Source organism: Bifidobacterium reuteri DSM 23975 (assembly GCF_000741695.1).
GTDB classification, from domain to species: domain Bacteria; phylum Actinomycetota; class Actinomycetes; order Actinomycetales; family Bifidobacteriaceae; genus Bifidobacterium; species Bifidobacterium reuteri.
Genome location: NZ_JGZK01000005.1, coordinates 1 through 13,986 on the forward strand (window position 1 = coordinate 1; position 13,986 = coordinate 13,986).

7 protein-coding genes and 2 rRNA genes are annotated in these 13,986 nt (G+C 54.3%); 7 read left to right on the plus strand and 2 right to left on the minus strand.

All coding sequences use genetic code 11. From position 1 onward, the window contains the following. The 3 genes from BREU_RS05260 to BREU_RS05270 all read left to right on the plus strand — a co-directional run. A 23S ribosomal RNA gene (locus tag BREU_RS05260) occupies positions 1–356 on the plus strand; the annotation flags it as partial. Between the two features lie 179 nt (positions 357–535). Further along, positions 536–652: ribosomal RNA gene (gene rrf / locus BREU_RS05265) — 5S ribosomal RNA — on the plus strand. Positions 653–773: 121 nt separating this feature from the next. After that, complete coding sequence (locus tag BREU_RS05270; RefSeq protein ID WP_044088745.1) at positions 774–1,280, plus strand: GNAT family N-acetyltransferase; 507 nt, start codon at positions 774–776, stop codon at positions 1,278–1,280. A gap of 117 nt (positions 1,281–1,397) precedes the next feature. Here the strand turns inward: BREU_RS05270 and BREU_RS05275 are convergent, their stop codons facing one another. After that, positions 1,398–2,363 (minus strand): hypothetical protein, encoded by a 966-nt coding sequence (locus tag BREU_RS05275; RefSeq protein WP_044095850.1) that lies wholly within the window; start codon positions 2,361–2,363, stop codon positions 1,398–1,400. 32 nt (positions 2,364–2,395) lie between these two features. Continuing rightward, positions 2,396–3,694 carry a hypothetical protein gene (locus BREU_RS11240; protein ID WP_052382039.1) on the minus strand — a complete coding sequence of 433 codons (1,299 nt, stop codon included), beginning with the start codon at positions 3,692–3,694 and terminating at the stop codon, positions 2,396–2,398. Positions 3,695–4,034: 340 nt separating this feature from the next. Between BREU_RS11240 and BREU_RS05285 the strand changes: the two genes are divergently transcribed. From BREU_RS05285 to BREU_RS12340, 4 genes are all read left to right on the plus strand, one after another. Next, complete coding sequence (locus BREU_RS05285; protein ID WP_140462438.1) at positions 4,035–5,033, plus strand: hypothetical protein; 999 nt, start codon at positions 4,035–4,037, stop codon at positions 5,031–5,033. Positions 5,034–5,337: 304 nt separating this feature from the next. Beyond that, entirely contained in the window at positions 5,338–8,847 is a 3,510-nt protein-coding gene (locus tag BREU_RS05290) for a PD-(D/E)XK nuclease family protein (RefSeq protein WP_044088747.1), read from the plus strand. A 14-nt stretch (positions 8,848–8,861) separates the two neighbouring features. Beyond that, the gene (locus BREU_RS05295; RefSeq protein ID WP_052382040.1) at positions 8,862–13,085 is read left to right on the plus strand and encodes a UvrD-helicase domain-containing protein; all 4,224 of its coding nucleotides are present in this window, start codon (positions 8,862–8,864) and stop codon (positions 13,083–13,085) included. Positions 13,086–13,514: 429 nt separating this feature from the next. After that, positions 13,515–13,976: a hypothetical protein gene (locus BREU_RS12340; RefSeq protein ID WP_238567012.1), complete on the plus strand. Its 462-nt coding sequence runs from the start codon at positions 13,515–13,517 to the stop codon at positions 13,974–13,976. The last annotated feature ends 10 nt before the right edge of the window (positions 13,977–13,986 follow it).

The following is a 13,986-nucleotide window of genomic DNA, read 5'->3' on the forward strand; positions in this document are numbered from 1 at the left end:
GGCTGTTCGCCGATTAAAGCGGCACGCGAGCTGGGTTCAGAACGTCGTGAGACAGTTTGGTCTCTATCCTCTGCGCTCGTTGGAATGTTGAGGAGGCCTGCCCATAGTACGAGAGGACCTGGGTGGACGAACCTCTGGTATGCCGGTTGTCGCGCCAGCGGCACGGCCGGTTGGCCACGTTCGGAAGGGATAACCGCTGAAAGCATCTAAGCGGGAAGCCTGCTCCAAGATAAGCATTCCTACAGGCCCATGTGGCCTGGTGACCCCCCATGCAGAACACGTGGTCGATAGGCCGGACGTGGAAGCCCCGCGAGGGGTGGAGCCGACCGGTACTAACGGGGGAACGCCACACAACACACCGACCCAAGAGGGTCGGGACACCGTACTGCGACGGCATGATGCGGACGACAGGGAGACGGCATCCGGCTTCCCAAGCGCATCGCACGAAACAGCAAGCAGTCTCGCGTCCATCCTCCGGTTCCCAAACCGCCACATGCCGGCGGGAACACGATTCCCGACCGTACAACATGATTCTTGCGGCGGCCATGGCCCAGGTGAGACGCCCGGTCCCATTCCGAACCCGGAAGCTAAGGCCTGGCACGGCGATGGTACTGCACCCGACAGGGTGTGGGAGAGTAGCACGCCGCCGCAACCACACTCTTCATGAAGCCCCGATACCCACACGGTACCGGGGCTTTCCCTTTATCCAGCCCCTCCGGCGACAGCCGGGTGGGGGAGAGGCACACGACACACTGGCGCGTAACAATATCCTTATGAGCGTTTCTGAAAACATCCGTCATGCCACTATGGCTGATTTGGAATCCTTGTCTGCCATTGAAGCCGCATGCTTCCCTCCTGCGGAAGCCGCCAGTTCGTATGAGCTGCAATCCCGGCTGACCGTGTATCCTGACTTCTTCTGGCTGCTCACCGAAGAGCAGACAATCATATCCTTTATCAATGGCTTCGCAACCGACTGCCCTGATTTGACCGATGATATGTATGCCGATGCCACGTTGCATAATCCAAACGGCGAATGGCAGATGATTTTCGGCGTTGACACCGATCCGAGATTCCAGCATCGCGGACATGCCAGCACTCTCATGCACGCCGTCATCGAGGACACCAAGGCAGTCGGGCGACGAGGGCTGGTGCTCACCTGCAAGGAACACCTCATCGGCTTCTACCAGCGTTTCGGCTATATCGACGAAGGCGTTTCCTCATCAACCCACGGCAACGTCCGCTGGCACCAGATGCGCCTCACCTTTGACGAAATGAACTAGTGTCCAGCGCCAGTATCAGCTTATGTGCTCCAATCAGAACCCGTAAGGTGCTGGATGGGTGGCACCTGGATGGCAGTAATCCCATCCAGCACCTTATAGGCTCGTTTTTAACCGAAATCAGTCACGTTCGTGGGATTCGGAGTCATGGGCGAGCTTCATCTTGACGAAGACGCAGCCTGCTCCTGCAAGCGAGGCGATGGCCATCATGGTCAACGGCAGGGCAGTAGTCGCGCCGGTGACAGCCAAATCATCATTCGCGGTTGTGCCGTTTTCGTTTGACAGCGCCTGGCCAGCGACATCCTTTGCATTCTGTTTCGCTGCCGACTCCCTGTCGGCGGCATTGTGCGCAGCCTGCTCGTTGTCTTTCTGAGCCTGTTCGAGCTTGGAAGCGAGAGCCTTGGCACTTGCAAGTGCCTTGTCTGCGGAATCCTTGTCAGCCTTGGCGGCATCGTAGACCTTCTGCGCTGCCGCAAGGGTCTTGCCTGCGGTATCATCGGCGGAAGTGGCATCTTCTAGCTTGCGCGCAGCGGCTTCAGCAGTGGCTTTGGCTGCCTCCAAAGCGGCATTTGCCTTATCAAGTGCAGCTTGTGCGATATCAGGGTCAAGAGCCTTTTGTGCTGCAGTGGCTTCGGACAGTTTGCCGTTTGCCGCATCAAGGTTCCGTCGGGCTTCCTTGACCTTGGACTTGGCTGTCTGCAAAGCCTCGTTGGCCTTGGTTGCCGCTTCGGTTGCCTGTGCGGTGGCGTTCTTGGCTTCCGTAAGAGCGTTCTCCTTGGAAGAGAGCGTTTCCTGGGCTTTCTTCAGAGCTTCCACTTTGTCGGCTTGTGTTGCAGCGGCGTCGTCATAGGCCTTCTTCGCTGCCGCGAGCTTCTCGTTGGCTTCCTTGAGCGCTTTATCTGCAGCCTCGCGTGCTGCAGTGGCTTCAGCGGCCTTGGCGTTGGCTTTGGCCAATGCGTCTGCGGCGGTTTTGGCATTCGCCTGCGCCTGGGCGGCCTTGTCAAGTGCGGTTTGATAAATGGAGCCTGCATTCTTGAGACCGTCCATGTACGCGCTCAGCTTGGTCACATATTCGTCAACGGTCATGTCGCCGGCGTCATAGCCGAAGTTCTGGGCGTCTACCTTGAGACCCGACCCATCGGAGAAAGTGGTGCCAGTTCCGATGGTGTTGATATTCGGGTTAATGATGTTCTGGTAGTGACCAGTGGCGGAATAATCGTGATTGCCGGAATCCCAGATCTTCTTTTCGGCGTAATACCAGCGTCAAGCGGATCATCATACCCCCAAGCGAGGTTCTGGGAGCCGCCATATACAAACACGTGGCCGAACCCACCGCCGTCAAACGTATTGTAATCTGCGGCGGCCTGAGCGGCGGCGGCAAGATATGCGCTATAGTTGAGCTCGCTCAGGCCAAGGCTTTTGCGAATCTCATTGGTTTCTTTCATGACCTTTGCGGTTTGTGCCATGTTGTCCAACGAGGTTGCCGAATCCTTGTCTCCAAGTTTGTACCAGACCTTTCCTTGCCAGTCCTTGATGGCATTGGCTGCCTTGTCGAGGCCATTGGCTTCAAAGAACCCGAGAGCTCCCTTGTTCCATTCAGACTCGGCGTTGTCGGCGATGGCTTTCTTTGCATCGGCATCCTTGTTGGCTTCAGATGCGGCTTTCGCGGCCTCATCCGAAGCGTTTTTCTTGGCCGCTGCGTCAGTGGACGCTCCCGATTCGGTGGCTGCCGCTTCCTGTTGCTTGGCTGCGGCATCTTCCTGGGCCTTCTTGGCGGCTTCAAACGCCTGCTTTACGGAATCGGGCATGTCGATGGCCTGCTGCTTGGCATCAACATCCTTCTTCGCATCGTCTCTTTCTTTCTGGGCCTGCTGTTGCTTGGATTCGGCGTCTTTCTGGTTCTGCAACGCTGTATCGGCGTCATGCTGGGCGCTTTGTACTGCATCGTTGGCTTCCTTCAGCATGTCAGTGGCATCGGTCACGGCTTGCTGTGCCTGATCGACGGCCTGTTGAGCTGCCTGCTGAGTCGCGGGATCGACGGCTTTGTCGTAATTGGTCTGCGCCTGCTGCTGTGCGGCATTGGCGTCGGCAAGCTGTTGCTGGGCTGCGGTGTTGTTCTGCTGCGCCTGATCGAGCTGCTGCATGGTGTTCTGCTTGGTGGACTGCGCATTATTCAGCGCGGTCTGTGCCTGGTTCAACGCGGAGGCCGCTTCGTCGGCCTTCTGCTGCGCCTGCGGGACGCCGGCAATCTGCTGTGCCTCGGACACTGCCTGCTGTGCTTCGGACACGGCCTGTGCGGCCGAAGCGATCTGGTCCTGAGGAGTGGAGACGGTTTCGTCCGCCATCGCCATCTGCGGTGCGACTATGGTACCGGCGGTGATGATCGTTGCGACAGCGGCTTTGCTCGTGTGCTTCATGATATTCTCCTGATCTCTCGAGGCGGGTTGTTCGGCTCATGGTGTGCCGCCTCTGCAACGCCGGAGCCGTCAGCGTTGATTGATGGTGGAATCCATCGCCATGCGCTGACACCAGATACAACCGGACAATGGTGTTCAAATCATCGAGAACGTTGGAATTTGAGGCGTGTCGTGACGCAGTGGTGTGTTGTCCGGTTCTAGGAGGTGAACGGTTCGCAGGAAGCGAATCACATTGACTGCCCGGAATGGGTGTAAGGAAGGTAACGAGATGATGACACGTTTGGGAACGATGGGGAAGACCGTAATGGCGGCTGCCCTCGCTTGCGCAATGGTGGCTCCCTTGACTGCCTGCAGCATGGATGGTGCCAGCTCCGCGGCTCAGAGGCTGATGGAGTCGGTCGTTGCAGGAGATGCCAAGGCAGTCGCCGAACAGTCGGTGATGACGCGACAGGCCATTGGGAAGGTAACCTATCTGAGCGTCAAACCGTCCAAACCGATTGAGCAGATCGTGGTTGGCGACTCGAAGAAGACAGGCGACCGCGTGCGCTCCATTGCCGTCTCCTATGTGGTGGACGGCAAGAAGCAGAACACGGAACTGGTCATGCGCCAGGAGGAGGGGAACCGGTGGAAGGCAGTGGACCCGGTGCTGTTCCGTATGGTCACTGCCGCGGACGCTACCGTGGAAGGCGCAAATGCTGGAACCGGTACGAAATATGTCATGGTTCCCGGCGTCTATGAGGTGAAGAGCACGGGCTCGTGGTATCAGGGTGCATGGAAGGAAACGATTACCGCAGACACTGATTACGGCAGATCCATCGGCATCGGCCTGTCCTCGAATGATCATCTGAATGCATTGAACGCCACGGATGCCATTACGACGGATCAGGGCATTCAGCAGGAGCTGGCGGATGAAATCGCTAGGCTAGACATGTGCCAGACACTGGAGAAACTGTATCTGAACGGGAAGGAGTATGCTCTGGTCGTCGGCAAAAGCATATCCAAAGCCTGCCGATACGATGTTTCGGAAGTGAATTCCACCATAACGAATTACGCTTCCAAGCCGGACTCCAACGGGTATTTCAATATCACGTTCGATGCGCAGGTTACCGGTGACGTGGCTGAATTCAAGGATGGCGGCGAAAGCGATGGCGAATGGTCTTGCCAATACGTCTCTGGCGCCGGCACCCCGATCCAATGCGCACGCTTTGTGTCTCGGCAGTATGAGGTGAAGGGGCTTCAGGCGAAGTGTGACATCAACGACAGCTGCATATTCACGGACTCAGACAGTACGCGGACCGCCTTCGCCGATGTGATCTACGCCGGTCACGGTACGGACTGATACGCAGCGGGATGAACGATCGAGAGCCTCGGTCCATGTTTTCGGGAAGTCAGTTTGAGACGCGGTGTGAGACGCGGTTTTCGACTTCCCGAAAACATTGGAATGTGAGGCGTGCCGCTGTCTATGTCTCTCTCGGTGAACAACTTGTCAGGTTCATAGAATCAGGCGGCCGATAAGGCGGTCGCGAATACACATGGTGAAGAATGGAAGGAAACTGCCCGATGTTTGAGTGGTGCTTCATGATATGGCAAGTGTCCCGAGGTAATGTACAGAATATGACATCTTCCAATGAAGGGGGAGCCCGATGAGTGGCACATTGAAATCACTGCTGGAACGCATGTTGTCTGACAATACTGCTTCTCCAAGCTGCCAGCACATTGTGGTGCTTACTCCAGCTCGTCTGCGTTCTTATGCGGAGCGTGAGGCGTTGCGTATCATGCGTAGCCATGAACTATCCCAGCAGCGTGAAGTGGACGTAAGCGTCCATTCTTTCATTAGTTTTGTGCGTTCGGTTATCGGCAATCATGATGATGCCGTATTCATGCGTCCCACACTTTCGCCTTTCCTCATGCGAGTCCTGCTTGCGCAGGAGATGAGCAAAAGACCAGATCTGTTTCGTGAGGCTGGGCGAACTTTCGGTTCCGTGAATCAGTTCGCTGCGCAGGTTGAGGAATTACGTAAATCCGGTGTCAGTTCGGATGATCTTCATGCTGCGGCTCAGAAGAACACGGGAAGCCTCGCAAGCTCGAATGCAAGCCGGTTCCAGGCCTTGCATTCGTTACTGGAACTGGTGGAACATGAATATGCGGATAATTACGCGTTACCGGGTGAGATTGCCCCGGTAATGAAATCATGGTTGGCTGTTCATGGTTCGGCATATCGATTTGGACTGTTTGGTTTCGAGAACATTGCGCCCTCAGAGGCGCTCGCTTTGCAATGGGTTGAACGGTATTCGCAACTCGTTTGCGATTCAGATATGGCTGAGGTTCCGTACGGTGATTTGCTGAGCCTGCTCACAGGCTCTTCAAACGATGCCGTTCATGCCCTTGCACCTGTGCGGCCTGTGACTGACACTCCGGTTATAGCAAAGCCGATTGATAATCCAGCTGAGGAGATTCGATTCGTGGCATCGGATATTGCACGGCGGATTAAGGATTCTCGCGGGAAACTCTCGTTTGGTGATGTGCTGGTTGCTGCCCGAGACATGAGCCCATATCGTGCGTTGCTGGATACGGAATTCTCCTATAGATCTGTGCCGGTGAACACTACGCCTGCGGCCATGATGAGCGATGATCCATTGGCGGATGTTGTGCTCGGACTGTTGGATCCGGCGCTGTATCGTCGTGAACCAGCCACTATTCTGCGCGTGTTCCGTAGCGGGCTGATGCGCGGAGTCACCATTGACTATAGGGATTATGCAACTGGCGCGATGAAGCGCAGACCAATTTCCTCATCTACATTGGACAAGCTGGAGAATTTACTGGCTACTCAGAATCCCTCCATGCTGTGGCAGCTCGCTGAAGATGGCGCAACGAATCCTGCTTCTGAATGGCAGGCGGCCCACGCCATCAGCATATGCATTACTCAGGCTGAGCATCAGTATGGGCTTAGAGCTTGTGCTGACTATCCGGGCGATGGCATTGATAATGGCGTCAACGATGTGACGGTACGAGAGCAGATTCGCTCTTTGGTGCAGTTCCTTATCGACATGAAAGTGAACAAAGCCGTTTGGAACACGGGGGTGGAGTCCGGCAAGAGGAACGAGTACCGTATCAACCGCACTCGCCAAGTGTGGGATACCATCATGGGCGCATTGAATGAGATGGTCCAGCAATTCGGCGATGAACCATTCGCTGTGTTTGCGCCCACATTCAAAGACAACCTCGAATCGTTGCTGAGAGCCGAACCATTAGGCACTCGTCCGAAGGCATTGAACGCAGTGGATGTGGTGACATTCCCTACCCCAATGCGGCAGTACCGACTTGTATACGTACTTGGCGCGAGCGAATCGCAATTGCCGGCAATTCCACATGAAAGCGGCTTGTTGGATGAGAGTGAACGTTACCTGCTTGCAGACGTATTGGCTGCGCGCGGCAAAAGGGTGGAAGCCTGGTCGATTCTGCGTTCCACTTTGGATGCTAAAGCCCGCCGAGAACCATTGGCTTTCAATATGTTGACCACGCATGCCAGCGATGCGCTGATTATGACATGGCCGAAAACCTTGGATGGTGCGGCACAACAGCCTTCCTCCTACGTGAACACTGTCGCTCCTCGCGCAGCTGATTCTCAGGAGGGACATAAGGCCTGTGAATGGGGACACGATATCGAAGAACGTTTGATTCCATTGCCAGACCAGACGAAACCTCTCGATCGAGAGTTGGCCACGCTGTTGTTCACTAAGAGTCAGAGGAACGACTCCGACAACGATGCAAATACGACTGCAAAAACAACTGCAGATGCAGATGGTACTGTGTCTGATTCCAGGGTATTCGACGCCTCGGTATCGTCTATCGAAAAGTATTACTGTAATCCGTACGATTACTTCCTCGAGTACGGACTGAAAATCAAGCCTCTGCGTCCATACCAATTGGATTCCATGCTGGAGGGCAATTTCTACCATGCGGTACTCGAACATGCCGTTGGCCGATGGGTCACCGAGCATCCTGGAGAGTCACCCGAGCTGCATCAGATGCAGGCCTATATACGCGATTATGCTCGCCTTGACCGAAGCGATGCCTCGCCAGATGACCAGTGGAGCGTGTTGGAAGAAGATCCTCGCATGTCTGTATTGGGCTCCAGTGAACGAATGCGTATGGTGCATCAACAGCTCACTTACACGCTGCTCAACATGGCTGCATACATGGATGGTATTCGCACTGCTTGGTGTGCCGAAGGCAAACTGCGGCAGGAACAGTCCAAGGATGAGGAAGGTAAGAATGACAAGAAGAACAAGCGGAGTGTCATATCCGCAAATCGTATCGTCCCTTTGCACACTGAGCGACAGTTCGGAACTATCAACAACAAGCCCAGCAAATGGGAAGCGTTAGCTGATGGATACCTCAATGGGTTAGTAAACGGGCAGATGGTGTCCCTCCCGCTGCATGTTAATGGCAAGGTTGATCGTATCGATAAGGTTATTGCTTCAGACGGTGAGACGAGCACTGAAGGGCTGCTGGTGTTGGATTACAAATCCTCGGCCAAGCAGTTGTTCGGCTCAAAGCCATCAGAGAAAAGTCCGGATGTGGATAAGGGTTCCGCCATCCACTACGGTCGTGAGCTCCAGCTGTTTACCTATGCCCGAGCGGCGCAGCGTAATACGGATGTACCGCTTATTGGTTTGTTCTTTGTGCCGATTCGGCGTAAAAACGACACCGTCAGACCAGTGGCATTCCCGGATTGGATTGCAACGCGAACGAAGGGTCCTCTGAGCGACGGTGTGACGGCATTGTTCCAAGATGACTCATGGGTCTCAGCCTGGAACATGGGATTAGGCAGTGGTGCAACCATCGTGAATCCTTGGATAACAAGCGCTCCTGGCGTTTGGGCTCAGATACAAGATGACGAGTTCAACGCTATCTGTGATTTCGTGCAGTTGAAGATCCAAGAAGCCTGCGAGAACATCATGGCCGGGAACTTGCCGGTGCAGCCTTATAAAACCTTGGATCCAAAGGCGGATGATGGCTTGGTCCGCAGCTCGTATACGGATGTGATTGCCGTGGATATGTTGAACGGTGAGGCCTTCCACTACGAAGATCCGATTGCAAAAGATGCACTCATTCATACGGCCATGACGATGGTTCGGAAGAAGCGGTAAGGGGGATAGTTGCCATGAATAAGAATACGTATGTGATCAATGCTTCCGCTGGTACTGGCAAGACCACCCAGTTGTTACAGGACGTGCTGCTTGATTTGTTGGAGCGCAATCGGAGTGCCGCTAGCCCACAGTCGATTCGCGCTTCTTTGGTGATCACGTTCACCGAAGCGGCAGCGGCGGAAATGCGTAGGCGGCTAGAGTCCAATCTTCGTTTTGCCATCGATTTTGCTGCGGCTAATGAGCATTGTGACCCGCGGCATCTTGTCAAACACGATGATAAGTATGAAATCGGCGGTGATGATGGGGCATTGGCACAGGCAATACTCATCGACTGTCCATTGGCGTGCAGGGTGTTCACGCAAGCGCTCGCTGATTTGCCTGCTGCGCATATCAGTACCATCGATGCACTTGCGAAATATATTGTTGATCGCAATTCTGAGCTTCTGCCTCAAGTGGAGCCAGGGCAGCAGATTCTTTCTGACGAAGCGATGCGCCATGATTTGCAACGGCAGGTTGCGGATAGTCTGTTTGAACAGTGGTACAGCGAAAACGATAGCCATCATGTCGATTTCATGGACCTCCTGGAAAGCTTTGGCGGTGCCCGAAAAGACAAAGATTTGCGCAGCTTGATGTTCAGCCTGTACGGCACGGCGTTAACCAAACCGGATGGCCTCGCATGGCTGCGTAATGTGAGTGAACCGTATGATATGAAGTTCGCCGCTGATAAGCCTGTATACGGGGTGAGCGACGCGCTTGACCGGCGTATCGACGCGTGTATTACCGAGTTCAACAGCGTGTATCCGGTGCTGCTGGAGCGGATTGAATATATCGAGAAAACGTATGCTTCACAATACCCGGAAGCCAATTTCCCGGAGGACAGCCACTATTTGCGGTCGCTTTCTCAGCTGGATACCCTGCCGGAATTGATGCGCAACAGTACATGGAATGAGCTGTATGCGCTTTTCCGCGACGAGCAGGAACATCCTGATAATGGTCTGTACCATGCAGTTACTACAAATTGCACGCAGACAACAAACGTATTAAAAGACGTTTTCAAAGGCAAAGTAAAAACCAATTGTGAAGGTGTGAAGGAACTCGCACAGTCGGTAAGCGATATTCAACAACCTCTGAAGAAGATACTGTCGATGTTCGCTTTCTCGCTGGAAGACACCAACCTGTTGTATGAGCGGATAAAGCATCGTTTGGATACGCTGGTTTGTTTCATTCATCTTTTGGATGATGCATACCGTGCTGAGAAAAGACGCATGCGATTGGCTGATTTCAGCGACGTGGCGGAATGGGCTCTTTCCATATTGCAAGAGCCGGAAGCGGCACAGCGCATCCACGATCAGTGGCGTTGCATCTATGTGGATGAGAGTCAGGATGATAATGCGTTGCAGAACGCATTCGTGCAATACATCAGTAGTGAAGCGGATAAGCTCACTATGGTGGGCGATGTCAAACAAAGCATCTACGGTTTCCGTGACGCTTCTCCGGAGGCTTTCAAGGAGATTTGCGATCAGGTTCCGCCGGAGCATACCAGCCAATTATGGGTGAACTATCGCTCGACGCCGGAGATCATCACGTTTGTGAATGCAGTGTTTGATGGGTTGATGACTCGCGACATGGGCAAGGTGGATTATCGTGCCGAACGTTTGCGCATGCGGGCTGATGCCCACAGTGATGTAGCTGAGCCGGATGCGTCGTTCCGGAGCGATGCCGTGGAACTGCTGCTGTGTTTGGAAGGTGAACGGGAAGATGTCGGTGACAGCCCCGTCGGCAACAAGCCGGAACCCCAAAAACCCCAAGGCAATTTGCGTTGCGTGCAAAGTCAGCTGCAAGTGGACATGATTGTGCGCCGTGTACGGTCATTGATTGCTCGGGAGGGCTATTCGTATGGTGACATTGCGATTCTTTCGCGTGGCGCCACCTATTTTGGAGATCTTGCGGATCGGTTGCAAGCTGCCAACATCCCGGTGGAAGTGAAGGGGGTAGGCGACTTCTACAAGAAACCGGAGATTGCCTTGACGCTCAACTGGTTGAGAGTCATTGCCAATGCGCATCAGGATATTCCACTGGTCACTGTGCTGCGTTCGCTTGGCTTTACTGATGATGATCTGGCGCGGTTGCGTATGCAGACGAAGGGTGGATTGTACGGGCAAATCTGGGTGGCCAGTGAATTCGAGAATCAATGGCATGCAACAGCTGACGTGCAGTCTGATACAGACAATGCAGATGACACGAATGATGCCAACCCCGAAGATACTGCGACCGATTTGGCGCATAAATGGCGCACCCAGGAACTGACTGACAAATGTCGAGCGTTCCTGAATCTTCTGAGTGATATGCGTGACTTTGCTTCCGGCCATCCGCTGGATGAACTGTTATGGCATCTGTATGCGGTAACGGATTTGTACGATTATGCGGGCTTGTTGCCGGAAGGCGCGCAGCGCAAAGCCAATTTGGAATCGCTTTGCGTCAAGGCCAGAACATATGAATCCACACATGGTCATAATCTTCGTGCGTTTCTCGATGCCGTGGAATCTTGGGCAACGGATGCCAAGGCAGGGGAGGAGGCTTCAACGGTTCCTACCAAGAACGCTGTGCATATCATGACCATTCACAAGGCCAAGGGTTTGCAATGGCCGGTGGTAATCGTGATGAACGCTTCGGGTGATTTGCTGAATAACGTGAAGAACACAGCTGTTCCCGTGGTGGAAAAGCCGGGTGCGCGATATGGCATAGCTGGCATGAATGTAGTTTCCACGCGTCATGAATACAAATTGGGCACTTTCCAACGCGATGATGTGATGGAGGAGTTGAAGCGTAAAAGAGTGGAGGAAGAGCTGCGTCTGCTCTACGTGGCGTTGACTAGACCGAAGAAGAAGCTCATCATCGTGGCGAATGCCAAGGAATCCAAAGATAAGCCCAATTCGCTAGATATGCAAAAGGCTATCGGTGACGTTTCGATACGAGAAGTGGATACCGTTTGCGGGCCGCGCAAGGCGTTGTCGGTGCAATCGTTGGTTTCGTCTTCTCGGTATTTGTCGTGGATTCTTGGGGGCCTGCTTGCATGGCAGCAGTCGACAGAGCCGGGTGTTTCCACGCAGATTCCGCATGATTGGCAAGATATTCGTATCGACGGTGAGCCTCGAGCCATTGTGGTTCCTCAAAATCCTGATGATGCCGACCCGCAGACCGCACGGCCAAGCATGCGCATTACGATTTCCGTTCACGCGGACGATCCTGAACATCAGACCGAGATGAGTGCGGAAACGCCAGGGTATTCATACACCAAGAAGCGTATGAATGTTGAGGCTCAACGCCCTGCAGTTGATGGAGACGGTTTGCTGCGTGTGCCAGCTGCTGTCAATGCTTCCGGCGCTCGTTATTGGATGGCCAAGAGTGTCCAACAGACTACGGATGGCGAAGACAGTGATGTTGCGGATGATGCAACGGAAAACGTGATTGTGGATGCCAAAGATGACTGGCGCCGCATGGACTTTGCCTTGCCCGACTTCATGGTGGCTGAATCTGCCAGGCATGAGGCTTCTCCCGCTGAGGTGGGCACCGGTGCGCATAACGTGTTGGAAATCTACAACTGGGGGTGTTCGGATAATGCCGGATCCTGTCGTGCTGGTATTGAATCGGCTATCAATCAATTGCTGCGCACGCATCTGATTGCACCGGCCGTGGCCGAAACTCTGCGTAGCGAGACGATGATGGCGAATCTGCTGTGGTTTGTCTCAGGCGGGCGGATTGATAGTGCACAGGTTTCCGACGAAAGTGCAACTGTGAGTGCGGATGCTCTGAGAAGGCTTACTGCCCGAATCCGTTCAAACCCAGCCGATCTGCACAGGGAAGAGCCTTTCGCCATGCTGATTGGGGCGCAAGAATTGGCGGTATTCAATAGCGGCAACGCGAATGCTGATGGTTCTGCGGCTCCGGATACAGCGTCTTCACTGTCCTCCATGGAAAACGAGGAGATCGTAGTGCGTGGTGTCATCGATGGCTTCGTCGTCGATGATGCAACGCAATCCATCATATTGTTCGATTACAAAACCGATCGGGTGCAGAGCGGGGAATCTCTTGACGCTTGGCAGAGACGTCTTGCCGACGATTACCGAGCTCAGCAGGATCTTTACGCGCGAGCCTTAGAACAGCGCTACTCGGGGTACCGGGTCGCCGAACGCTGGCTGATAGGTTTGGCGGGTCATCGATTGATCGATGTGAGCTGATCGATATATCGTAGGATGAATTGATTGGGGCTCTATCTGATCACGATCAATCAGATAGAGCCCCAATCATGGTGTTTCTTGTCAGTGTCCCAACAGCAGAACTACCTTACGGGCTCGTGTAAGCGAGACATAGATAAGACTGCGTTCTTGCTTATAGATTGACTCTCGTGCCGCATCATCTGCCGCACTATTCAGTGCTGCGCTAGGGGGCATACGCCATCTGCGACATTGACGATTCATATGCACCTCCTGTATGCCCTTTCTGTCATTGCATCGGTATTTGCTGACGTCTATACCAATCTGACAACTGCTCTTTTCGTTGGAATTTGAGGCGTGTCTCGGTTTTTGGGGTTTTGTCCGGTTGATAGGGGTGTCAGGCAATGAGCCAACCGCACAGGGTGGTTGGCCGAACGAGTAAAGGAGATTGCCATGGGTAAGGTCATTAAGTCCAAAGTCGTGTTCACTGACCCGCGAGACCGCGACGACGACATCAGCGACTACACCGTCCCGATTCCTGAGGGGCTTACCGAGGAGTTCCACCCCTCCCAGCCGGTCACCCCGAAGCAGATCATCGCATGGGAGACCCGCAACAAGGAGCCGTATCCGGGTTACGCCGAGGAACTGTTCAACTGGGAGAACGCATGGGAGGAGGTCAACCGCGCCCAGCTGAAGGCGGACGGCGGATACCTGCACATCTCCGATCCGGAGCCTGTGGAAGTGGTCGCGTCGTCGGATGCCGTGGCAGGCGGCGTGAAGGATGGCGATGGCAGGGATGTTCCTGTCTACGGTGACGAAACCGTGTTCGGTGAGTTCAAGGACGTTTTCGAAACCGTGTTCGGTGGCGATGAGCAGTCCGACGATGACGGTGACGAAGAACGAGAGGGGGAGTGAACGCTAGAAC

What these genes read in the sequence shown, in the direction of transcription:
- BREU_RS05270 (WP_044088745.1), top strand. Translation starts at nt 774, where the DNA reads ATGAGCGTTTCTGAAAACATCCGTCATGCCACTATGGCTGATTTGGAA.
- BREU_RS05275 (WP_044095850.1), bottom strand. Translation starts at nt 2,363, where the DNA reads ATGACCGTTGACGAATATGTGACCAAGCTGAGCGCGTACATGGACGGT.
- BREU_RS11240 (WP_052382039.1), bottom strand. Translation starts at nt 3,694, where the DNA reads ATGAAGCACACGAGCAAAGCCGCTGTCGCAACGATCATCACCGCCGGT.
- BREU_RS05290 (WP_044088747.1), top strand. Translation starts at nt 5,338, where the DNA reads ATGAGTGGCACATTGAAATCACTGCTGGAACGCATGTTGTCTGACAAT.
- BREU_RS05295 (WP_052382040.1), top strand. Translation starts at nt 8,862, where the DNA reads ATGAATAAGAATACGTATGTGATCAATGCTTCCGCTGGTACTGGCAAG.
- BREU_RS12340 (WP_238567012.1), top strand. Translation starts at nt 13,515, where the DNA reads ATGGGTAAGGTCATTAAGTCCAAAGTCGTGTTCACTGACCCGCGAGAC.